This window comes from Pontibacter sp. FD36 (assembly GCF_015686655.1).
GTDB lineage: Bacteria > Bacteroidota > Bacteroidia > Cytophagales > Hymenobacteraceae > Pontibacter.
Map to the genome: position 1 here is coordinate 68,411 of NZ_JADPMP010000004.1, position 21,121 is coordinate 89,531.

At 52.1% G+C, this 21,121-nt stretch carries 22 protein-coding genes; 13 read left to right on the forward strand and 9 right to left on the reverse strand.

What is annotated here, in order from left to right:
• Window positions 1-130: 130 nt before the first annotated feature.
• The 4 genes from I0P70_RS06570 to I0P70_RS06585 all read left to right on the forward strand — a co-directional run bounded on the left by I0P70_RS06570 (window position 131) and on the right by I0P70_RS06585 (window position 5,654).
• Entirely contained in the window at window positions 131-3,754 is a 3,624-nt protein-coding gene (locus I0P70_RS06570; RefSeq protein WP_196115801.1) for a T9SS-dependent M36 family metallopeptidase, read from the forward strand.
• Window positions 3,755-3,964: 210 nt separating this feature from the next.
• Window positions 3,965-4,204, forward strand: a complete 240-nt coding sequence (locus tag I0P70_RS06575; RefSeq protein WP_196115804.1) for a hypothetical protein — start codon at window positions 3,965-3,967, stop codon at window positions 4,202-4,204.
• A gap of 144 nt (window positions 4,205-4,348) precedes the next feature.
• The gene (locus I0P70_RS06580) at window positions 4,349-4,924 is read left to right on the forward strand and encodes a hypothetical protein (RefSeq protein ID WP_230392041.1); all 576 of its coding nucleotides are present in this window, start codon (window positions 4,349-4,351) and stop codon (window positions 4,922-4,924) included.
• Window positions 4,925-5,072: 148 nt separating this feature from the next.
• Window positions 5,073-5,654, forward strand: a complete 582-nt coding sequence (locus I0P70_RS06585) for a hypothetical protein (protein ID WP_230392042.1) — start codon at window positions 5,073-5,075, stop codon at window positions 5,652-5,654.
• A gap of 78 nt (window positions 5,655-5,732) precedes the next feature.
• Here the strand turns inward: I0P70_RS06585 and I0P70_RS06590 are convergent, their stop codons facing one another.
• On the reverse strand, window positions 5,733-6,221 hold the full coding sequence (locus tag I0P70_RS06590; RefSeq protein ID WP_196115807.1) for a peroxiredoxin: 489 nt from the start codon (window positions 6,219-6,221) through the stop codon (window positions 5,733-5,735).
• A gap of 135 nt (window positions 6,222-6,356) precedes the next feature.
• Here I0P70_RS06590 and I0P70_RS06595 point away from each other — a divergent pair, with 135 nt between their 5' ends.
• From I0P70_RS06595 to I0P70_RS06625, 7 genes are all read left to right on the forward strand, one after another.
• Window positions 6,357-7,049 carry a glycosyltransferase family 2 protein gene (locus tag I0P70_RS06595; protein ID WP_196115809.1) on the forward strand — a complete coding sequence of 231 codons (693 nt, stop codon included), beginning with the start codon at window positions 6,357-6,359 and terminating at the stop codon, window positions 7,047-7,049.
• Between the two features lie 20 nt (window positions 7,050-7,069).
• Window positions 7,070-8,551 (forward strand): cellulose synthase family protein, encoded by a 1,482-nt coding sequence (locus tag I0P70_RS06600; RefSeq protein ID WP_196115812.1) that lies wholly within the window; start codon window positions 7,070-7,072, stop codon window positions 8,549-8,551.
• Window positions 8,548-9,906 (forward strand): hypothetical protein, encoded by a 1,359-nt coding sequence (locus tag I0P70_RS06605; RefSeq protein WP_196115814.1) that lies wholly within the window; start codon window positions 8,548-8,550, stop codon window positions 9,904-9,906. Before I0P70_RS06600 ends, I0P70_RS06605 begins: the two co-directional genes overlap by 4 nt.
• 27 nt (window positions 9,907-9,933) lie before the next feature.
• Window positions 9,934-10,794, forward strand: a complete 861-nt coding sequence (locus tag I0P70_RS06610) for a CPBP family intramembrane glutamic endopeptidase (RefSeq protein WP_196115816.1) — start codon at window positions 9,934-9,936, stop codon at window positions 10,792-10,794.
• 117 nt (window positions 10,795-10,911) lie between these two features.
• Complete coding sequence (gene bla / locus I0P70_RS06615) at window positions 10,912-11,694, forward strand: subclass B1 metallo-beta-lactamase (RefSeq protein WP_230392043.1); 783 nt, start codon at window positions 10,912-10,914, stop codon at window positions 11,692-11,694.
• A 240-nt stretch (window positions 11,695-11,934) separates the two neighbouring features.
• Window positions 11,935-12,471, forward strand: coding sequence for a hypothetical protein (locus tag I0P70_RS06620; RefSeq protein WP_196115818.1), 537 nt, complete (start codon window positions 11,935-11,937; stop codon window positions 12,469-12,471).
• A 10-nt stretch (window positions 12,472-12,481) separates the two neighbouring features.
• Entirely contained in the window at window positions 12,482-13,075 is a 594-nt protein-coding gene (locus tag I0P70_RS06625) for a hypothetical protein (protein WP_196115820.1), read from the forward strand.
• A 5-nt stretch (window positions 13,076-13,080) separates the two neighbouring features.
• Here I0P70_RS06625 and I0P70_RS06630 read toward each other — a convergent pair whose 3' ends face one another.
• The gene (locus tag I0P70_RS06630; protein WP_196115821.1) at window positions 13,081-13,764 is read right to left on the reverse strand and encodes a DUF2461 domain-containing protein; all 684 of its coding nucleotides are present in this window, start codon (window positions 13,762-13,764) and stop codon (window positions 13,081-13,083) included.
• 204 nt (window positions 13,765-13,968) lie between these two features.
• On the opposite strand from I0P70_RS06630, the gene I0P70_RS06635 reads away from it, so the two are divergent.
• The gene (locus I0P70_RS06635) at window positions 13,969-15,135 is read left to right on the forward strand and encodes a murein L,D-transpeptidase (protein ID WP_196115822.1); all 1,167 of its coding nucleotides are present in this window, start codon (window positions 13,969-13,971) and stop codon (window positions 15,133-15,135) included.
• Between the two features lie 3 nt (window positions 15,136-15,138).
• Here I0P70_RS06635 and I0P70_RS06640 read toward each other — a convergent pair whose 3' ends face one another.
• From I0P70_RS06640 to I0P70_RS06660, 5 genes are read right to left on the reverse strand one after another with little or no spacing between them, the layout of a single operon-like run.
• Window positions 15,139-15,744: a TIGR04282 family arsenosugar biosynthesis glycosyltransferase gene (locus I0P70_RS06640; protein ID WP_196115823.1), complete on the reverse strand. Its 606-nt coding sequence runs from the start codon at window positions 15,742-15,744 to the stop codon at window positions 15,139-15,141.
• Window positions 15,737-16,285: a rhodanese-like domain-containing protein gene (locus tag I0P70_RS06645; RefSeq protein WP_370583185.1), complete on the reverse strand. Its 549-nt coding sequence runs from the start codon at window positions 16,283-16,285 to the stop codon at window positions 15,737-15,739. The genes I0P70_RS06640 and I0P70_RS06645 overlap by 8 nt, the downstream gene beginning before the upstream one ends.
• Entirely contained in the window at window positions 16,266-17,330 is a 1,065-nt protein-coding gene (arsS, locus tag I0P70_RS06650; RefSeq protein ID WP_196115824.1) for an arsenosugar biosynthesis radical SAM (seleno)protein ArsS, read from the reverse strand. The genes I0P70_RS06645 and arsS overlap by 20 nt, the downstream gene beginning before the upstream one ends.
• Window positions 17,331-17,333: 3 nt before the next feature.
• Entirely contained in the window at window positions 17,334-17,669 is a 336-nt protein-coding gene (locus tag I0P70_RS06655) for an arsenosugar biosynthesis-associated peroxidase-like protein (protein ID WP_076422597.1), read from the reverse strand.
• A 57-nt stretch (window positions 17,670-17,726) separates the two neighbouring features.
• Window positions 17,727-18,347 carry a DUF2064 domain-containing protein gene (locus I0P70_RS06660; RefSeq protein ID WP_196115825.1) on the reverse strand — a complete coding sequence of 207 codons (621 nt, stop codon included), beginning with the start codon at window positions 18,345-18,347 and terminating at the stop codon, window positions 17,727-17,729.
• A 256-nt stretch (window positions 18,348-18,603) separates the two neighbouring features.
• On the opposite strand from I0P70_RS06660, the gene I0P70_RS06665 reads away from it, so the two are divergent.
• On the forward strand, window positions 18,604-19,965 hold the full coding sequence (locus I0P70_RS06665; protein ID WP_196115826.1) for an NAD-dependent succinate-semialdehyde dehydrogenase: 1,362 nt from the start codon (window positions 18,604-18,606) through the stop codon (window positions 19,963-19,965).
• Between the two features lies 1 nt (window position 19,966).
• On the opposite strand, the gene I0P70_RS06670 is transcribed toward I0P70_RS06665, so the two are convergent.
• Window positions 19,967-20,731 (reverse strand): YdcF family protein, encoded by a 765-nt coding sequence (locus I0P70_RS06670; RefSeq protein WP_196115827.1) that lies wholly within the window; start codon window positions 20,729-20,731, stop codon window positions 19,967-19,969.
• Window positions 20,732-20,797: 66 nt separating this feature from the next.
• Window positions 20,798-21,019 carry a DUF2905 domain-containing protein gene (locus I0P70_RS06675; protein ID WP_196115829.1) on the reverse strand — a complete coding sequence of 74 codons (222 nt, stop codon included), beginning with the start codon at window positions 21,017-21,019 and terminating at the stop codon, window positions 20,798-20,800.
• Window positions 21,020-21,121 lie beyond the last annotated feature (102 nt).

Consider the following 21,121-nt stretch of genomic DNA (forward strand, 5'->3'; position numbering starts at 1 on the left):
CCTACTTAGATTCTCCTGCTTTCGACAGATCACCCATACTTATATAATACAAAGCACGACACCAAAATCCAATCTACAACACCTAGTAAAGAATACCTTATGTAGCATTTCTAATTCTAATCTCTCCTCTATGAAACTAAAATTAACGTGCAATCCCCTGTATCTACTGGGATTGATTCTGTTATTGGCATCGGGCAATGTACGTGCCCAGTCTCCCCTCGACGTCGCCCTGCGGCACATCGACCAAACCAAGGCGGACTACAAGCTCAATGCCGCCGACCTCTCCGACTATGTGGTCACTGACCAGTATACCTCCAAGCACAACGGCATCACGCACATTTACCTCCGCCAGCGCCACCAGGGCATTGAAGTGGTGGATGCGAACATCAACATCAACATCGACCGTGAGGGCAATGTGATCAACATGGGCAACCGCTTTATACCTAATCTGCGCGGTGCCATCAAGGGCAATGCGGCAGCCCTCTCTCCTGAACGGGCCGCCAACGCAGCCGCCGCCGCTCTCAAGCTCACACCTAAGCAGACGATCAAATTAAAAGAGCGCAAAGTCCCTACCCCTAAGCTACCTGCCGCCGCCAAGGCCGTGGTGCTGACCGATGGAGGAATTTCGCTGGAGCCTATACCTGCCAAGCTGGTGTACCAGCCCATGCCAAACGGTGATGTGCGCCTGGCCTGGGAAGTGGACATCTACAACACCGACGCTCAGCACTACTGGAACATGCGCATCGATGCTGCCACCGGGCAGGTACTGAAGCAGCAAGACCTCGTCATTCACGACAACTGGGGACTGCCTGTGGTAACGGACGACCCGCACCAGAAAATGGCCATTGTAAAGCAGAACAGACAGGGCCGCGTAGCGACGAAAGCTGAGCGCCTGAAAGCACAGCAGGACTTCTATACCCAGGCTTTCGCACCGCGTAGCGTGGCTGCTGCAGTTGCCTCCAGCGGTACTTACCGCGTATACGATGCACCTTTCGAGACACCAAGCCATGGCGACAGAACCCTGGTGTCCGGCAAGGAAAACCCGCTTGCCTCTCCATTAGGCTGGCACAACGACGGCCTGTTGTCTTACACCATCACCAAAGGCAACAACGTGCACGCCTACGAAGACCGCCTCGGCGCCAATGCCGGCACCAGCCCGGACGGCGGCTTCGGCCTTAACTTCGACTTTCCGCTTGACCTATCCAAAGAACCGGATACTTATGTAAAGGCAGCCACTACCAACCTGTTTTACTGGAACAACATCATCCATGACCTGTTTTACCTTTATGGTTTTGACGAAGCCAGTGGCAATTTTCAGCAGAAAAACTTCTCTGGTGAAGGTATGGGACTCGACGCTGTAATGGCGGAGGCACAGGATGGCGGCGGTACCAACAATGCCAACTTCCTGACGCTGCAGGACGGCATACCTGGCCGCATGCAGATGTACCTGTGGACCTCTTCCGTACCTGCCAAACTGCTTCACATCACAGCTCCTTCCTCGGTAGCGGGCTCTTATACCGGGGTGCAGGCGGCTTTTGGTCCGGCGATTGATGAAAAGGGCGTATCCGGCAAGATCGTGATGGCTGACCCGGCAAATGGCTGTAACGGTGCTCCTGAGCTGCCGGCTGGTTCTGTTCCTTTGCCATTCAACAACCAGGCGGAAATCACTGGTAATATTGCCCTGGTAGACCGCGGCGACTGTTCTTTCATCTCCAAGGCGCTCAATGCGCAGGCTTCGGGTGCCACGGGAGTTATCGTTGTGAACAACATAGACGGTCCGGCCATGTCGATGGGCGGCGATGAAACAGGTGCGCTTGTGCTGATACCTGCTATCATGATCAGCAAAGCCGACGGCGATAAACTGAAAGCAGCCCTGGCACAGGGTCTGACCGGCTCCCTCCGCCTGGAAGGTGGCGTACCTCCGATGCGTGACGGCGACCTGGACAACGGTATCATCGCCCACGAATACGGTCATGGTATCTCTACCCGCCTCACCGGTGGCCCGAGCACGCAGTGTCTGTCAGGTGCTGAGCAGGGCGGCGAAGGCTGGAGCGACTTCTTCGGCCTGATCATGACCATGCGCGATGGTGACACCGGTACGCAGCGCCGTGGCATCGGTACTTATGTAATGTCCGAGGGTACGGACGGCAACGGTATTCGCCCTGCCCCCTACAGCACCGACATGGGCATCAACCCTTATACCTACAAGATGATCGCCAACCCGGAGATCTCTGTGCCGCATGGTGTGGGCTTCATCTGGGCGACGATGCTTTGGGATATGACCTGGAACCTGATTGAGGAGTATGGCTATGACCCGAACCTGCACAATGGCAAAGGTGGCAACAACATTGCCCTGCAGCTGGTCATGGACGGCCTGAAACTGCAGCCTTGCAGCCCCGGTTTTATTGATGCCCGTGACGCCATCCTGGCTGCCGACCGCATCAACAACGGCGGCGCCAACCAGTGCCATATCTGGAGAGCTTTTGCCAAGCGCGGTTTAGGTTACAGCGCCACACAGGGCAGCAACAACGACCTCACCGACGGCACCGAAGCTTTTGACATGCCTCCGTCTTGCGAGCCGCAGTTTGCCATTAAGCTGCAGGCCACCCCTTCTCCGGTGACTGACGGGGCGGAACTGACTTACAAGATCACCGTGAAGAATGAAACGGAAGGCGCTGTGAATAATGTATCGATCACCAATCCGCTGCCAGAAGGTACTGTGTTTGTACAGGAGTCAGGCACAGACGCCCCTAAGCTGACAAAAGGTGTGGTTACTTTCAAATCGGTGAAGATGGCGCAGGGTGAGACACTGGAGCGTACTTTCAAGGTGCGCGTGAACAAAGGCACCGGCACGACCGTGTTCTTCCACGATGACATGGAAAGTGGCGGCGGTAAGTGGAAGACAACCCGCGGCATTGGCCTGAGTGATTGGAAACTGAGCACGAAGAACCCACACAGCGGCACGAGCTCCTGGTTTGCTGTGGACCCGGACGCCTTCAGCGATCAGTACCTGATCACGGCGCAACCGGTTGCTGTAGGCGAAAATGCACTGCTGCGCTTCTGGCACAGTTATGCCACCGAAGACGGATTCGACGGCGGCGTCGTCGAGATCAGTACCAACCGTGGCCTCACCTGGAGCAACCTGGGCAGTAAAATGATCCAAAACGGATACAACAGTGAAATCCCGCTGCTCAACGCCTCCACCATCGTGGGGCCGGCCTTTACGGGCAACAGCGACGGCTACATCCAAACCGTTGTGGACCTGAGTAGCTACAAAGGACAAAACGTGCTGATCCGCTTCCGCATGGGCTCCGATGTACTCACGGGTGCTACCGGCTGGTATGTGGATGACGTGGACATTGTGTCGAACCCGACTGTGGTAACCAGCACGGCCTACGTTACCTCCCGGTTTGGAGGAGATGCCAGTGCGACCACCGAAACGCTCGTGCTGAAAGCAGGCAGTCTGTCGCAGAGCAGTGTGCTCACGGCCAAAGCTGCTGAAACACGCGAAATACTGTTCCCGAACCCGGCTCAGAACAGAATCAGACTGAAGCTGGCGGAGAAAGCAGCTGGCCCTGTGCTGGTCACCGTTGCCAACGCCCTGGGACAGCAGGTGGCACAACACGAAATTGCAGCTGAAGACGCAGGTAGCGGAGCAACTATACCGCTGGAGGATCTGACAAATGGCATCTATTATTTCACGGTACTAAATGGTGACAAGAGCAGTACCCACAAGGTGATCATCAGAAAATAATATTATAAACCCCGAGCAAAAGCCATCCCTCCATGGGGGTGGCTTTTCTCCTTTTATACCATACCGGAAGAATAAATACAATATATCATTTCCATATCACCCATATTCATATCATTGTATTAGAATAGTTATAAACAAATCCATAGCTTTTCAGGTTTAATATAATGTAGGGGCTATGTTCCTCTTTATGTGATACTTAAATATTTGATAATGGAAACGATTTTGCCTGATATAGCTAGTTTACTCTTTTTTCTAACCTTTACCATTTACTCTTTACTGGTGATTTTTATGCTGGTGTGGACCTACCATGATGCGGAAAGCCGTGGTGTGATGGGATGGCTGGTAGTAGTTCCGACTTTCATGACGGGTACCCTGCTGGGTGTAATACTTTGGCTGGTGTTCAGACCAGCTCTCAAACCAGAGCCTGTATGGGTAAGGGTTCGAGAATAAAATTTTCAGTGTGATTTAACTTGAATAGCAGCCGGGCAAACACCCGGCTGCTTTCATTTTCTGCCCATCTCCATTCACTAATCTGCGTTTTATAGACTATCAACCGGATTAAGTTCGTTAATTTGCAGTATAGCCTATGAACCTATGAAGTCAATTCGCTTACTACTATACCTGTCCTTGTTCGGCGCTTCTCTGTGGCTTAGTTCCTGCAACGACTGCGAAACAAAAGTAGCGCAGTTTGAAAATGGCAATAGCAGCTGGACCGTGTACAATGCCCGGGACAGCCTCCTCATGGTTGACAGTAACACACCGGATACAATTCGCGTGTTTCTGAACACCCGGGTTAACTCCGATCCTATACCTGGCGACGGATTTGGCCCGGCTGATGTGTGCATAGAGCAGTACTATACCCGCCGCACCAGTGTCATGCAGCACAATAACCGTCGCTTTCCAGCTCTGACAGTTGTAGCCGTGCGCATGCCTGACTCTATACGTGTGAGCCTGGTAGTAGCCGGCAGAGCTGAGCTTCGCATACCAGATGTCAACACACCAGACCATGCCACCCTTCCCGTTGGCGGCGTAACTTACCAGGATGTGTTCGATCTGACAAATCCGGATAGCACGGCTACCGGCGTGCGCCGCATCCTGTTCAATCGCGAGTTTGGCTTTCTGCAGGTGGCTTATTTCAATGGCCGCACCTTTACCCGATACGCACCTTAAGCCCTGCTCACCCTACCAGCCAAGTTGTAACAATAATTTTTGTAGCGGCTTGCAACGCTTTGCCTCCAAAACGAATCTTACCATTAGGTATGGCTATACCTGATATGCGACAATTAAACATTTACCATTACAATCAAATTTCACCCTAATGAAACACAGTATTAAACTTTTCGGAGTATTTATTCTGGCAACACTTCTTTTTACCTCTTGCAAAGACTGCGACACCACTACTACCCAATTTGACGAAAAAGATGTGGAATGGCTGGTCTATGACCGCAATGACACCATCCGTTTTCTGAACGAAACAGGTGACACCGTTACGTATACTAACACAGCGCTGATAGCGGAGCAGGTACCAGGCGAAGGCTACAACATCTCCGATAATTGCATCGGTCACTTTGATGTGCAGGCTTACAGCGTGATGGAGGATATTGCCAGAAGCAACACGAATACGAACGCTAGCCCGGGCATTGCTACTTATTTTCTGAAGCGTGAAAACAGCATGGAGGTGTCGGTAGCGGTGAATGGACGCGGCGAGTACAAACTGAACCCGGGCCAGCCCACCTACCCATCAGTTGAGGTAAACGATGTGCTGTATACCGATGTGTATGAAGTGATAAACAACGACGCAAGCAAGGCGACAAACGTAAAACGCATCCTGTTCACCAAGGAGCGCGGCTTCCTGAGCGTGGAGTTTTACAATGACAAAAAGCTGGAACTGATATTCTAGCCCCCAAAAAAGAACATGCAAAAGGCCCGGTGCGAACAACACCGGGCCTTTTGGCTTTATTCAAGTGATACAAATAACTTAGGCGTACTGGGCTACGCTGTCGTGGTTTATGTCGTCCAATACGTCCAGTACCTGCTGCACGTGCTCAGCTGGCTTTGACAGCGAGTTGAACACATACTGCACCTCCCCTTTCTTGTCGATCACGTAGATGGCGCGGCCCGGCATGATACCGAACTTACGCGGCACCCCATACAGGTTCCGGATCTGAGCGTCACAGTCGCTTAGCAGGGTAAAAGGCAGACGATACACCCGCTCAAAGCGTTTGTGGGCGTCGGCCTTGTCGTAGCTGATGCACACAATCTCCGTTTCCAGATCCTGGAAGGTATCATAGTGATCCCTGAATTCACAGGCTTGCTTGGTGCAATCAGATGAACTGTCCTTCGGATAAAAGTACAGCACCACGTTTTTCTTCTTCAACAACTCGTAAAGTCGGAAAAACCCTCCATCCAATCGCTGCAATTCAAAATCAGGGGCTTTATCTCCAATCTTAACTACTTCTCTACTCATAATTTAAAAAAGCTACTCTCTAAAAACCTTTCTGATACCGGAAGGTTCAATTTGCAAAGTTAATACACTTCTTACTACAAAAGCCATACCTGACCTTCAATAGTTTAGCATATATTTTTTGCACAAATTTGCAGCATGCCCCGAATCAGCGTCATTATACCTGTCTACAACGAAGAAAAATCTATTGCACACGTAATCAGCGACATACCTACCGAACTGGTACAGGAAGTGATCGTGGTGAACAACAACTCCTCGGACAGCACCCCTGAAGTTGCCCGGGCCGCCGGTGCCACTGTGCTCCACGAGCCCCTACCCGGGTATGGCAATGCCTGTCTCAAAGGTATAGCTTACGCAGCCAACAAGCCCACTCAGGAGCAGCCAGACATCATCGTGTTCCTGGACGGCGACTACTCCGACTACCCCGGCGAGCTGCCGCAGGTGGTACAGCCTATTCTGGAGGGAAAGGCAGACCTGGTGATCGGCTCCCGGGTACTGGGGCAGCGGGAGGCGGGGTCTCTGATGCCGCAGCAGATCTTCGGCAATTGGCTGGCCACTACCCTGCTGCGCTGGCTCTATGGCGTCCGGTATACCGACCTCGGACCTTTCCGGGCCATCCGCTTCAGCACCTTGCAGCAGCTGGGCATGCGCGACCGCAACTACGGCTGCACAGTAGAGATGCAGGCGCGGGCTGCGAAGCAAAAGGTAAGGTATGCAGAAGTGCCTGTAAACTACCGTAAGCGCATCGGGGTGTCGAAGGTATCGGGTACGGTGAAGGGCTCTGTGCTGGCCGGGTATAAGATTATATTGACTATATTTAAGCTCCTGTAGCCTAAAACCAGCGCCACCGCATGACAATCCCTCAGCTTCTTCTTGTTGCCGTGTATGGTCTTTGCCTGGCCTTCATCTTCTGCTACAGCCTGGTGCAGCTGCACCTCACTTACCTCTACTGGACCCGCCGGAAAACTATACCTGCACCCGAGGCTATACCTGACGAAAGCTTTACCTGGCCTGCCGTGACGGTACAACTCCCGCTCTACAACGAACTCTACGTGGTAGAGCGCCTGATTGACGCCGTGGCCGCCCTCGACTATCCCCGCCATTTGCTGCAGATCCAACTGCTCGACGACTCCACTGACGACACCAGCCTGCTCATTCAACAGAAAATAGCCCACTACGCCAGCACGGGTCTGCGCCTGGAGCATGTGCGTCGCCCTGACCGCAGCGGCTACAAAGCCGGTGCCCTGCAGTATGGCCTCCAGCAAGCTACCGGCGACTTCATCGCCATATTCGATGCTGATTTTGTTCCGCAACCCGACTTTCTCAAGCGCACTATACCTGCTTTCAGTCACGAGCAGGTAGGGGTCGTGCAAACCCGCTGGGGCCATCTGAACCAGGACTACTCGCTACTCACCCGGCTGCAGGCTTTTGGGTTGGATGCGCACTTTACGGTAGAGCAGGTCGGGCGCAACAGTGGCGGGCACTTTATCAATTTCAACGGTACGGCCGGAGTATGGCGAAAAAGCTGCATCGTGGACGCCGGTGGCTGGCAGTCTGACACGCTGACCGAAGATCTGGACCTGAGCTACCGCGCCCAGTTGCGGGGCTGGCATTTCCGCTACCTACAGGGTGTAGAAGCCCCCGCAGAACTGCCTGCTGCCATGGGAGCACTTAAGTCGCAGCAGTACCGCTGGACCAAAGGCGCTGCCGAAACCGCCCGCAAACACCTGGGCAAAGTACTACACGCCTCCATCCCATTTTCTACCCGTATTCATGCGGTCTTTCACCTGCTCAACAGCAGCATATTCGTCTGCGTACTGCTCACCGCCCTGCTCAGCCTCCCGATGCTATACCTGAAACACAGTGTGCCGGGGCTCGAACTGCTTTTCGCACTGGGCTCCCTGCTGATCATCAGTCTGCTTGCCCTGCTGGCCTTTTACTGGACCTCCCTGTACCAGCGAACAGGCTCAGTATGGTACACCACCAGGCGCTTTATACCTGAGTTTTTCTTGTTTCTTTCGATGTCTATGGGGATGTCGCTGCACAATACGGTGGCAGTGCTGGAGGGCTATTTGGGCCGTAAAACGCCATTTATCCGCACACCCAAGCACAACCTGCAGCACCGCCACGACTCCTGGCGCCAGCACGCCTATGCCATTACCAGCCTCCATCCGGTTACTGTGCTCGAGGGGCTGCTGGCATTTTATTTCGGATACGGTGTCGTGATGGGATTTCAGCTGCAGGATTACGGTTTGCTGCCTTTTCATGTGATGCTGATGCTCGGTTTTGGTGCCGTTTTCGTATACTCGCTCAACCATAGCCGCCGCGCATGACCCTTGCCCGAAAGCACATAGCAACTTATTCCTTGCTGGGGATATCGGCCCTGGTATACCTGGCGCTGGGCTATGCAACGCCACGCGAGAACTTCACGCAGTTGCTCCTCCTCACTTTGCTGGCTTTCGGCATTTACGCCTATGTCACCAACCAGAAGTTGAACGTATGGCACGGCATCGGGGCCGGGCTGTTTTTCAGACTGCTGTTCTTGTTTGCTATACCTGCACTATCCGACGATTACTTCCGCTTCGTGTGGGACGGACGGTTACTGCTGGCCGGTGAGAACCCTTACTTATACCTGCCGGCACAGTTCGTAGGCGAAGAGGCCCCTGCTATACCTGGCCTTACGGCTGAACTGTTTTTGCAGCTCAATTCCCAGCATTACTTTTCGGTATACCCACCAGTGCTGCAAGGTGTATTCTGGCTGGCAGCCGCCCTCCCGCCAGATAGCCTGACGGGCAGCATCCTGGTGATGCGGGTAATCATCCTGGCTGCCGAGACAGGCTCCATATTGCTTTTGCTCCGCCTGTTGCGCCGCATGGCCCTGCCCGATCGCTACGTGCACATCTATGCGCTCAATCCATTGGTGATACTCGAGCTTACGGGAAACCTGCACATGGAGGCGCTGCTGATCTTTTTCCTGCTGCTCTTCCTGTACCAACTGCATTACCAGCGCTACCTCATCGCGGCGGTGCCTTTTGCCTTGGCCGTCGGCAGCAAGCTCCTGCCGCTGATGTTCCTGCCCTTTGTGTGGCGCAAGCTGGGTCTGAAGCGTTTTATCAGTTATGGTGTAGTGATGACTGTTGTTCTGTTGCTGCTCTTTCTGCCCTTGCTTTCGTGGGAGGTGCTGCACAATATCTGGCAGAGCATCGATCTTTATTTTCAGCGTTTTGAGTTCAATGCCAGCGTCTACTACCTGCTCCGCTGGCTTGGCTACCAGCTGACAGGCTACAATCAGATTGCTGTGATTGGGCCTCTGCTTTCGCTGGCAACATTTTTAGCTATTTTGTCGATGGCCGCGGTGAAGAAGCTGGGCTCGGTGCGCCGACTGGCCGGCTACATGGCGGCGGCCCTCACGGTATACCTGCTGCTGGCCACCACGGTGCACCCTTGGTACATCACGACGCTTGTTGCGCTGACCACCCTGAGCCACTTCCGCTATGCCACTGTCTGGAGCTGCCTGGCTATTTTCAGCTACTCCGCCTACCGCACCAGTGCCTATACTGAAAATCTGTGGCTTGTGGCCCTGGAGTATACCCTGGTCGAACTTTGGCTGCTGGCCGAGCTATACCTGTACCGCCAACAGAAAAAACACGCCAACCTGCCCCGGCAAAGTGTTGTGCAAACGAAGTGATCTTTAAGCCTGATACTATTCACCAGCATGGAAAAGCTCTACCAGTACTTCGAAAGCATACCTCGCAGCAGGACCAAGACCCTTGTACTGGTATTGGCAGGTATCCTATGCATCACTTCGCTGCTCAACTTACTCTTCCTGTCTGACAAGCTTCGTGACGTGCTCGATAATCAGCTATACTTTGTAGGGATGGTGCTAGTGGTATACCTGAGCTGGCTTGTGTTTCTTCACTTGATACAGAAACGGGACCCGGTACAACCTGAGCACCTGAGTCTGAGAGGCCGGGATATTGCCAGCGGGTTTGCAGTGGCGGCGTTCCTATACTTGGCCGTAACGGTTGCATTGGCAATCGGTGCTTTACTAGGAACGGATGGCTTAGCGGTTCATGCTAAATTTGCGACTATCGGAGCTACTGCCAGAACCTTAGGCGTTTTCACGTTCAACATCATGCTCAATGCCTTTGTAGAAGAGCTGCTGTTCAGGGTATACCTTATACCACAGGCTTACCTGCTGCTTCGGCAAAAAATAGCTTCCAGGTTTGTGGCCCTACTGCTCGCCGTACTTTCCACACAGTTACTGTTTGCTTTGATCCACCTCCCCAGAGATCTTTTCCGGTTTGACGTTGCCCTCGCTACCATGATCAGTACCCAGGCGCAACTGTTTATGAGCGGATTGCTACTGACTTTGGTATACCTGCGCACCCGAAACCTCCTTTTTCTAACCATGTTCCATGCCTTTCTGAACTATGGGCTGCCTTTGGTGAGCACTGATTCGGATTTTAAGCTCTACTACATGATCGCTGCTTTTGCCGTTACGATTTTCTGGAGCAAGATACCTGGCTTAGTCCCAGTAACGAAACAGCAGCTTCATAATCATCAACTGTACTGAGCAGCTGCTATACCTCCGCCAATGCTGAATAATCTTATAAAATTAGTTGTCCCTGCTCCTGCTCAAATATTAACCTATGACTGGAGTTATAAACACAATGCCTATAATTGTTTGTCCATGAAACCTTACCACCTGCTCCTGCTCATCTCCCTCCTCTCCTGCCAATCTCCTAAGTCAACTGACGAGCGGGCTGCTGCGGAAAAGATCAACTCAGGTATAGCCGCCAGCGACAGCCAGAGCTATACCTCCGAAACACTGGAAGTACAAAAGATAGCAGACCAGGTATACCAACACTTGTCCTTCCTGGAAACCCAGAGTTTCGGCAAAGTACCCTGCAACGGTATGGTGGTGATCGATCAGCAGGAAGCCATCATTTTTGACACGCCGCCAACAGACCAAGCTTCCCTGGAGCTAATCGACTGGGTGGAGCAAACCATGGGTTGCAAAGTAAAAGCGGTAGTCGCCACGCACTTTCACGACGACTGCCTGGGCGGTTTGCGGGCCTTTGAGCAAAGGGGCATTCCCTCCTACGCCAGCCATAGGACCATAGCTTTAGCTAAAACCCACGATACAGCCGTGCCAAAGCACGAATTCGAAGAAGAGCTGACTTTGCAAGTCGGAGATGAAAAAGTACTGGTTATATACCCTGGCAATGGACACACGCACGATAATGTAGTTGGCTACTTCCCGAAGGCGGAAACTATGTTTGGCGGCTGTCTGATCAAGGAACAGGGCGCTGGCAAAGGCAACCTGGCCGATGCCGACACGGTGGCATGGCCACAAACGGTGGCGAAGCTGAAAGTTTCTTTCCCACAAGTGAAGCATGTTATACCGGGCCACGGCAAAGCGGGGGGACAACAATTATTCGACTACACTATTCGTCTGTTTGAGCAAAAATGATATATTGCTAGAGTAATATACTTGCCTATTTCTTTTTTGCGCCATGGGAAATTAATGGCTCAGTACTCCTCGGTGTTCAACATTAAGCTTTCGAATGCCTGTAGGGTATAGCGTTACTATGCTGACTTTCCGCATTACACAGCAGGTTGGTGACTTAAGCATTTTTACATGGTTTGCAGCAAACTACAGGCATATATGGAGCATCGACCGCTATACCAAACATGGCTTTTTAGTTGTCTCTTGGCACTGAACGTTTTGATTAGTTGCCAATCTTCCAAAAGCACAGTTAGTACGAATCAAGTCCGTAAAGGAGAGCAGTTACAGCATGTTACCGAGCTGACAGTCGATCAGTTTTTTCAGGTGTGGATGGCCAATCACTATCCGGTTAAGCTTGATATTAACTGCAAAGAGCTATACAAGGACGATGCCTATACTTATTTTGGCAAAAACCATATTACTATCATAAGCACCAAACCCCGGCTGTTCAAGGTCCATAACGATTCGCTGGCCCTACGATTTAGGAAATACCAGCAAGTCGATGGGCAGTTGATCCGAATTGAATTTTGGAGAAAGGTACTTGCGCCGGTTGTTGCTGCCGAAAGCCCAAATACCCCTTGCCGTAACAGTTCCACCTCATCAGGGTTTAAGTACCAGCTGCACGGGGACTCGATCATCATCTCAAGCGACCTGAAATATAAGTGCAACGGAAAAACTCTGCTTCAGAAAAGCTTTAAAGGCTATTACGATCTAGGCACCATGACAATGACCTTGGAATAATTTGATATTTATGGAATCATCCAACTACATACTGCTTTATGGCCCGCGACAGGAAGATGTAGCTAGTGCTGTTCAACAACTGACTGATCTTTACGCTGAGTCTGGTTTTACCGACGGAATTACAGTAAAGAAGTCAACTGTCAAAGAGGATCTCTATATGCTGTATTTTTCAAATCAGCCTGATTTTGAGAGATTCAAATATTTCGTGAATTACCTGACATACCCCGAAGTTGATAATTTCAAAGCGAAGGTTCTTGGGTACTGGACCGTAACAGCCGAAGATAATCTACCCCAAAAGTATATTGGTCAAAGAGCTTTAGTCTATGTATCAGAGCAGGATACAGAGGGCGACAATGTGTGTGCAGTCTTCGAGGGACATGAAAGTGCCATCAAAATGGGCTTCGCTTCCGGTGAGGAGTATCAGGTTTTAGGTGAAAAGGAGTTTTCTTTTTATGAGCCTCAATTTGAAACACAAGACTTTTCTCCATTGAAAACTTTCACCCCTGACGGAAGTCATCATCAGGAAGCAACTAAGCCTGGCTGCTCCCTGATGCTAGCTACTTTTCTGGCATTTGGATTTTTTTTATTGTGGATGATAAAGTAAAAGAACTACTCTTCCCCAATATCCCTCAACGGTTCCCTGAGGAAATCATTGAAAGGCTTCACCGCTTTGAATCCCTCCAGCACCGTGTTCATAAAATCCTTGCTGAGCACCACTTTATCTGGTAGCGGCATGGTGGCATTCCAGCTTTTGAAGCGGAGGTACTCGATGGCGGGATTGTCTTTGTCGTAGCCTTTTGGCGTGGTCTTGAGCTGCTCCCCTTGTATGTTGCCGAAGCGCTCCTTAAACGATGGCGCCTGAATGATGCGTTCCAACTCCTCCACGTTGTAATCAATCTCCTGACGCACCGCCTTCAGATAATCAGCAGGTGGCATCCACAGACCTCCAGCCAGAAAGGAATTGTTGTTGGCAGCCAGGTGCAGGTAGTAGCCCGGCAAAATAGACTTTCGTCCGCCTTCGGCTATGTAGGCTCCAAAATGATCTTTGTACGGTCGCTTGTCGTTGGAGAAGCGCACGTCTCGATAAATCCGGAACACCAGGTCTTTGCCCTTCTGCCCGATCGCCACAGGCTCGAAAAGCGCCATCTCCTCCATCAGTTCATCCAGAAAGCCCAGGTAGTTTTTGCGGGCGGCTTCGTAGCGGGGCTTGTTCTCCTGAAACCACTCGCGGTTGTTGTTTTGTGTCAGATCGGCCAGAAAGGCCAGTGTAGTTTTGTCTATTGTTGTTGCCATGGGCTGGTTTCGTCGTGCTTTTAGCGATGCATTGGGCTATTATACAGCCCTTCCGTCGGCTTTGTTTATGGCCATGCCGGATAAGCCAATTTATACCTTTCCTGCAAGCAAACCAATCTATCCTGTAAGTTGTTAAAACAGAGAGGCTAGCGTCTTATTTTTACCGCTTGCGTACATTTTAATACCACCGCTTTCTTTACGCCCATGGCACGCCTGCTTTTCATTGTTTCGCTGTTTCTGTACTCACTCTCGGGTATAGCCAGCGACTCTACGGAGGTATGGCTGCTGGTGCCGGATCAGAAAGAGCAGCTCCGGCAGGCCATTGCGCATTACCAGGACCTGAGCAATCGCACCTGGCATACCTTCCCCGATAAGCTGCTGCTCCGCCCCGGTGACTCCAGCCGGCACACCCCAGACCTGCGCGCTAATCTGCTCCTGACCGGCGACCTGGCCAGCTCTGACACCGCCGATAGCACAACGCTCTATACCCCTAAGCTTGCAGCGGCCGTCGTGCGGTTTCAGGCAAGGCACGCACTCGAAGCCGACAGCATTGTAGGGCCTCGCACCGTGGCTGCGCTTAATGTGCCACCCCTGCAGCGACTGCGCCAATTGCAGAACAGCCTATACCGCTGGGAAGCCTTCAGCCGCGACCTCCCACAGCCCTACATTATTGTCAACATACCAGACTATACCTTGCGGCTGATCGACCAAAACAGCGTGCAGCTATACCTGCGCACTATTGTAGGCAAGCCAACGCTGCCCACCATCGTCAACCATACCAGGCTGCATACGATTGTTTTCAACCCCTACTGGTACATTCCTAACTCGATTGCTTCCAAAGAAATCCTGCCCCTCCTCAAACGCAATCCCGGCTACTTAGAGAGCCGTGACATGGAGCTTTTCAGGCCCAAGTCGCTGGGTGGGTGGCAAAAGATAAGTCCCTGGGATGTGGATTGGAGCACCATAAGCGCTGCTGATTTCAATTACCGGATCGTACAGGTAACGGGGCCGCATAACGAACTGGGGCAAATGAAGTTTCTTTTCGATACTCGCGTGAGCCAGTACTTGCACGACACTAAAGACAGACACCTGTTTTCTCTTGAGAAAAGAGCTTTCAGCCATGGCTGCATCCGGCTGCAAAACCCTGAAGACCTGGCGCTATACCTGCTGCAGGAACGAAGCGGGCTATCAGACCATCGCATCGAGAAGGTCCTGGCATCCGAAAAGGACGAGCAGTTCATTCGACTCAAAAAGCCTGTGCCGCTAATCATTGTTTACATGACAGCCTGGGCAGACGAGTTTTCGGTCATTCAGTTTCGGGAGGATATTTATGGGTATGATAGGCTGGAGGAAATTGGGCTGGGGCAGTAGTCTTTAACCCAGCTCCGGCCAGTTTTCCTGCAGGTCTTCCAGCTTGTCCACATCCGAAAGGTAGGGCAGCAAGGTATGGCTCAGGTGCAGCCGCTCAATGTCGTACAGGGTATCAGGAAAAACATGCTCTGTGCTCCAGCGCTTGTTCTCAAAAAACGCAGAATGCAAGTGCTTCATGCCGAGCAGGTAGTAACCACCGTCTAAGGCCGGACCAATGACTACTTCGTGCGTCTTCAATTCTTCAAATGCCTGGCTGATGATGTCTGAAGTAAGTTGCGGACAGTCGCTGCCGATGATGACCACCGAGGTATAGCCTTCGGCAAAAGCCGCTTCAAAGGCCAGTTTCATTTTCTCGCCCAAATCACCTTCGGAGTGTTGCAGCTTCTTTTGGTAGTGCCTGGTGGGCCAGAGGTCGTCCTGTTCCACTTTTTCGGAGTAGTACACTACTTTATCCATCGGCAGGTGCTGGGTGATGTCGCGGGTGTGACGGAGCAGGTGCAGGTAAATATCGAGCGCCGTTTCGGGTCCCACACTGGCTGCCAGGCGGGTTTTCACCTTGCCCAGCTCCGGATTGCGGACAAAGAGCATCAACAGGTTTTTCTCAGTCATATACTTTCTCTCCTTTGCGCAGCCATACGCCCCAGGCGCGGGTATAGCCATGCACTTTTGTGGTTTGTCCCTGCTTGTCATAAACAGGCAGTCCCTGATTCACCCAGCCAAATAAGCCGCCATGCAGATTTCGTACCTGGGCATAGCCTGCTACCTGCAACTGCTCTCCCACCTTTTCGCTGCGATAGCCGACCGAGCAATATACTACGAGGGGTGTATTTGGGGGTACGTCATTCAGGTCAGAAAGGTCAAAGTCTTCAAAGCCCACATACCTTGCACCGGGCAGGTGGCTCACCTGGTATTCACTTTCACTGCGGGTGTCGAGTAGCAGAGGCGCTATACCTTGCCTCAGTTGTTGCTGCACTTGTATAGCCGAAATGGTATCCACATTGTGGCTGTAGAGCTGCCGGAGCATCAGGTTGTAAGCCCCATCGGAAGGCTGTTTGCAGGCCGATAGCAGCAGGCAGAGCATTAAAATCAGGTATAGCCGATGATGCCAGGTATAGCGCATAGGCAGCATGTCAGACAGTAGATCCGCCACAACTGGAGCCAGCCCCGGCTGTGCAACCGTAGCAATGCTGGTTCAGCACGATCTGCCTTCCGTCGAGCTGGGTCAGGTTAAAGTCGCGGATGTGCTGCGGTGCACCGGACTGTACTTTGAGCTCCAGCATCTGGTTGAAGTCGCAGTCGTACAGTGCACCATCCCAGCCAACTGAAACGGTATTCCGGCACATCACATTAGCCGCCGCCACGGGGTTGAAGGCCGTCACCAGCTTCTCCATGTAGCTGCTATAGTTTCCGCTTTCTATTAGGTAATCGAGGTAGCGGCTTACCGGCAGGTTGGTGATGCAGAACAGGCTATTGAATTCGATGTCGTAAGCGCTCCTCAATCGCCGCTTAAACTCCGCCTCCAGCGATTTCTGACTGGCTGGCAGAAAAGCACCCGACGGATTGTAGACCAGGTTCAGCTCCAGTTCGCTTCCCTCCTGTCCGTAACCGACTTTGTTAAGCATTTGCAGCGCTTTGATGGATTTCTCAAACACGCCATCACCACGCTGAGCATCGGTGCGGGAAGCCGAGAAGTATGGCAAAGAGGAAACTACCTGTACCCGATGTTCCTTAAAAAACTCCGGCAGGTCGTGGTATTTGGGGTTGGCCAAGATGATGGTGAGGTTGCAGCGCACGATGACTTGCCGCCCCATCACAGACAGCTGCTCCACAAACCAACGAAAATCCGGGTTCATCTCCGGCGCACCGCCCGTCAAGTCCACGGTAGTGAGTTGCGAGGATTTGGCAAGCGCATCAAGGCAAAGCTGCATGGTGGCACGTGGCATGATCTCTTTGCGGTCCGGACCGGCGTCTACGTGACAGTGGCGGCAGGTCTGGTTGCACATCTTGCCTACGTTGACCTGCAGAATGGTGGTGCCAGTAGGTCGCAAAGGGTATAGCTCGTGCTCGAGCAACTTGGTTCCGAAAAGTGGAAAATCGCCTTCTTCCGTTCCCGCATGCTGCAGCACCTCCAGTTGAAAAGCCGGGTTGGCAAACTGGTGCTGCTGCGCCTTCAGCGATTTAACAGGTATAGGCATGGGCTACATCGTCAGGTCCTTGATCTTATTCATCATCTGCACACCGTGTACCAGCGCAGCACCTCCTTTTATAGCGGCGGCCACGTGCACGGCTTCCATCATCTGGTTTTCGTCGGCACCTTTCTCCAGACAGTCAGAGGTATAGGCATCAATGCAGTAAGGGCACTGCACGGCATGTGACACGGCCAGGGCAATCAGGGCTTTTTCACGCTCGGTCAGGGCGCCTTCTTTGAAAACTTCGCCGTAGTAGTCGAAAAACTTGCGGCCCATCTCTGGCTGCAACTCACTGATGTTCCCGAATTTCTTCAGGTCCGCCGGATTGTAATACGTATTATCCATAGAAAAATAAAGTCTTATTTACCTTAAAGGTAACAAGAAACCAAGACTCCTGTTTGGTTAGCTCAGAATAGCGCTGAGTTGCCTGTGCAGATGATGGTATACGGGGAGGATATTCAATTGGCGGGACAGGTCAGCTCCGCTGCCTGCTTCGGTCTTTTCGTCGAGTACCGTCAGGCTACCCATGCTGGCCTGCATGCGGTATCCATAGAGTACGAGTTCGTTCAGCAGTTCGTCGGTTTGCCAGTTGAGCATGGCCAGTACCTCGGGGTCGAAGCAGTCAATGTGCAGGCCCACCAGGTAAGCGCCACCGTTTGTACCCGGTCCCACGACCATCCGGCCTTCGCTAAGGGCATCCTGGGCCAGCAGCAGGTCTGCCGGGGTCAGGTCTACACAGTCAGCCCCAATGCAGATTACACGCTGGTAGCCCATCGAGTAAACTTCCTGAAAGGCATTTGCCAGGCGCTCCCCGAAATTGCTTCCCTCCTGCCGCTCCGGGTAGATCACTACCAGCGGAATACCGGAGCCCTTGGCCACAAACAGGGTATGCTGCAACAGCAGGTCAGCCGCTTGTTTGTTCAGTTCAGGGCCATGCTCCTGCGTGAACGTTTTATAGCGGATCTGCTGCTCAGGAGTCTGGGCAAACAGCAAAATGACGGTATCGTGTTGGAGCGTATTCAAAAGAAAAATTTAAAATAAAGAGTTTTTACGTCTGGAGTGAAATCCCTTAGAAACTCTAATGGAAGGCAATTTAGTAAGAAACAATCTATAAAAAAGGGAATATTTGCGAAAGAAGTAACAATATCCGCAAAACCCCGCAAATAGAACTTTAGCAACACTTTATTTAACCCTTTTTTTATCAGTTTATTGTCTCTGGCAGCATAAATAGTCTATCAACCGTATATTTACAGCACATCTTACCTAGAATCTGAAACAAATGGCGATACAAACAATAAATCCTGCAACTAACGAAGTTATCAAAACATTTGAGGAGCATACCTCCGATCAGGTGCAGCAGAAACTGAAAGCAGCCGACGAGGCATTTCAGCAATGGAAAAACACCGGTTTTGAGGAAAGAGCCCGCCTGATGAACCGCTGTGCTGACATTTTGGAGGAGGAAGCTGAAAAGTACGGGCGCATCATCACATTAGAGATGGGCAAGCCACTGAAGGATGCCATATCCGAAGTACAGAAATGCGCCAAGGTATGCCGCTACTACGCTGAACACGCTGCTGATTTCCTGAAAGACGAAGAAGTGGAGTCCGGAGCAAGCCGCAGCCTGATCGCTTACCAGCCACTGGGTGTGGTGTTAGCCGTCATGCCTTGGAACTTCCCTTTCTGGCAGGTTTTCCGCTTTCTGGCTCCTGCCCTGATGGCCGGCAACGCAGGTGTACTCAAACATGCCTCCAATGTGCCGCAATGCGCACTGGCCATTGAGGAGATCATCCACAAGGCAGGTTTTCCGAAGGATGTGTTCCATACCTTGCTCGTTGGCTCGAAGGCGGTAGATGCGATCATTGAAAACCCCATTGTGAAGGCCGTAACTCTGACCGGCAGCGAAGGCGCTGGCTCCAAAGTAGCCGAAAAAGCGGGTAGCGAGATCAAGAAGACCGTGCTCGAACTGGGCGGTAGCGATCCTTTTATCATCCTCGAAGATGCCGACCTCGAAGCCGCCGCCGCTACTGCCGTAAAATCGCGCATGGTCAATACGGGCCAGAGCTGCATTGCAGCGAAGCGCTTCATTGTGGTGGAAGGTATAGCCGATGCCTTTCTGAAGAAGATGAAGGAGAAAATGCAGGCTCTCCGCACCGGCGACCCACTCACAGAGGACTGCGATTACGGTCCGCTTGCCCGCCAAGACCTGGCTGAGGAGTTGGAGCAACAGGTACAGGAATCCATCCAAAAAGGCGCCAAAGTCGTGCTGGAAGGCGGTCACGAAAAAGACTCTGCATATTTCAAACCGATGATCATCCAGGATCCGAAGCCCGGTTCACCCGCCTACGAAGACGAACTGTTTGGGCCAGTTGCCATTGTGTTTGTGGTGAAAGACGAAGCAGAAGCCATCCGGATAGCCAATGACCACAAGTATGGACTGGCCGGTACTGTTTTCACCAGTGACCAGGAACGTGGTCTGCGGGTCGCCCGACAGGTAGAGACAGGCGCCATGTTCGTAAACGCCATGGTCGCCTCCAGCCCTGAAATGCCTTTTGGTGGCATCAAAAAGTCAGGCTACGGCCGAGAGCTCTCCTACATTGGCATCCGGGAATTCACGAACCAAAAGAGTATCTGGGTGGGGTAAATCACGCATACCCCACCACCTTGTAAATTACAAAGCCCGTCACTTCGTGGATGATGCGGTGCCAGAGCCGGAAGGCGTCAGGATTAGGTATGAGCAGCTCGTCTGGGGTATAGCGGATTTCGGAGGTATAGAAATCGGTTGGAAAAATATCGGTGGCTATACCTGCTTTGTCGAAACAGGCTTTGGAGCGGCGCATGTGGAAGGCGGATGTCACGAGCAGGCAGCGCTGCAACTCCGGGTGTTTCTGCAGCATGTCACCGGTAAAGATGGCGTTCTGGTAGGTATTGTCGCTGCGGGTCTCGATGATGATGTCTTCCTGCGGTACTCCGGCCAGCGACAGGATCTCCTGTAGCATCTCCGCCTCTGGTCTGCGGTCCAGGGCAACAGTACCTATACCTCCCGTGATCAGAAACTTGTCCACCTTGCCCATGCGATAGAGCTTGAGCGGATGCAGAAAGCGGTCCGCTCCTTTATTGGTATGCACCCGGTCATCAGCAAAACCTATGGCCTGGGTCACGCCCGTCAGAATGATGGCCACGTCGTAATTTTCCACCTGCTCCAGCGGTACTGCTTCCAACTCCCAGGCCCGCATGGTTACGTTCGCCAGAAATGGATTCGAGAAAACCAGCAGCAGCACCGCAGCCGTCATCAGCATGATGCGTCGCCACTTGGCTGATCGAAGGAAAACAGCCAGCAGGAGCAGCACCGCAATCCAGATAATGGGCATCAGGAAATACTGCAGCAACTTCGAAAGGACAAAAAACATAAGGGTTTCAGGTATAGCAGACGCCGCAAAGGTATAAAAGGCATGCCATCCCTGAAAGGCTATACCTTAAAAGAGCCGCTTGAAGATCCAGAGCAGCAAAGAGAGTAGAATACTCACCAGGATCATACTGGTAATGGGCATGTAAAATTTGAAACTCTCCCGCTCCACCCGAATATCACCGGGCAGATTGCCAAACCAGCCCAGTTTGTCGCCGGCCAGCCAGACGATAAGTCCGATCACTACAATCACGACCCCGATAATGATAATGTATTTCCCAATTGGCTGCATTTTCTGACGCTTAATGGTATAATGCCTTAGTTTACGACAAAGCAAGTTTAGGGATTTAGAGCCTAAAAGCGTAAATTTGAATGTTAGAGTCACCCTAAAATT

Excerpts from the sequence above, each read along its gene's own strand:
- I0P70_RS06570 (WP_196115801.1), top strand. The coding sequence starts at position 131 with ATGAAACTAAAATTAACGTGCAATCCCCTGTATCTACTGGGATTGATT.
- I0P70_RS06575 (WP_196115804.1), top strand. The coding sequence starts at position 3,965 with ATGGAAACGATTTTGCCTGATATAGCTAGTTTACTCTTTTTTCTAACC.
- I0P70_RS06580 (WP_230392041.1), top strand. The coding sequence starts at position 4,349 with ATGAAGTCAATTCGCTTACTACTATACCTGTCCTTGTTCGGCGCTTCT.
- I0P70_RS06585 (WP_230392042.1), top strand. The coding sequence starts at position 5,073 with ATGAAACACAGTATTAAACTTTTCGGAGTATTTATTCTGGCAACACTT.
- I0P70_RS06590 (WP_196115807.1), bottom strand. The coding sequence starts at position 6,221 with ATGAGTAGAGAAGTAGTTAAGATTGGAGATAAAGCCCCTGATTTTGAA.
- I0P70_RS06595 (WP_196115809.1), top strand. The coding sequence starts at position 6,357 with ATGCCCCGAATCAGCGTCATTATACCTGTCTACAACGAAGAAAAATCT.
- I0P70_RS06600 (WP_196115812.1), top strand. The coding sequence starts at position 7,070 with ATGACAATCCCTCAGCTTCTTCTTGTTGCCGTGTATGGTCTTTGCCTG.
- I0P70_RS06605 (WP_196115814.1), top strand. The coding sequence starts at position 8,548 with ATGACCCTTGCCCGAAAGCACATAGCAACTTATTCCTTGCTGGGGATA.
- I0P70_RS06610 (WP_196115816.1), top strand. The coding sequence starts at position 9,934 with ATGGAAAAGCTCTACCAGTACTTCGAAAGCATACCTCGCAGCAGGACC.
- bla (WP_230392043.1), top strand. The coding sequence starts at position 10,912 with ATGAAACCTTACCACCTGCTCCTGCTCATCTCCCTCCTCTCCTGCCAA.
- I0P70_RS06625 (WP_196115820.1), top strand. The coding sequence starts at position 12,482 with ATGGAATCATCCAACTACATACTGCTTTATGGCCCGCGACAGGAAGAT.
- I0P70_RS06630 (WP_196115821.1), bottom strand. The coding sequence starts at position 13,764 with ATGGCAACAACAATAGACAAAACTACACTGGCCTTTCTGGCCGATCTG.
- I0P70_RS06635 (WP_196115822.1), top strand. The coding sequence starts at position 13,969 with ATGGCACGCCTGCTTTTCATTGTTTCGCTGTTTCTGTACTCACTCTCG.
- I0P70_RS06640 (WP_196115823.1), bottom strand. The coding sequence starts at position 15,744 with ATGACTGAGAAAAACCTGTTGATGCTCTTTGTCCGCAATCCGGAGCTG.
- arsS (WP_196115824.1), bottom strand. The coding sequence starts at position 17,330 with ATGCCTATACCTGTTAAATCGCTGAAGGCGCAGCAGCACCAGTTTGCC.
- I0P70_RS06655 (WP_076422597.1), bottom strand. The coding sequence starts at position 17,669 with ATGGATAATACGTATTACAATCCGGCGGACCTGAAGAAATTCGGGAAC.
- I0P70_RS06665 (WP_196115826.1), top strand. The coding sequence starts at position 18,604 with ATGGCGATACAAACAATAAATCCTGCAACTAACGAAGTTATCAAAACA.
- I0P70_RS06670 (WP_196115827.1), bottom strand. The coding sequence starts at position 20,731 with ATGTTTTTTGTCCTTTCGAAGTTGCTGCAGTATTTCCTGATGCCCATT.
- I0P70_RS06675 (WP_196115829.1), bottom strand. The coding sequence starts at position 21,019 with ATGCAGCCAATTGGGAAATACATTATCATTATCGGGGTCGTGATTGTA.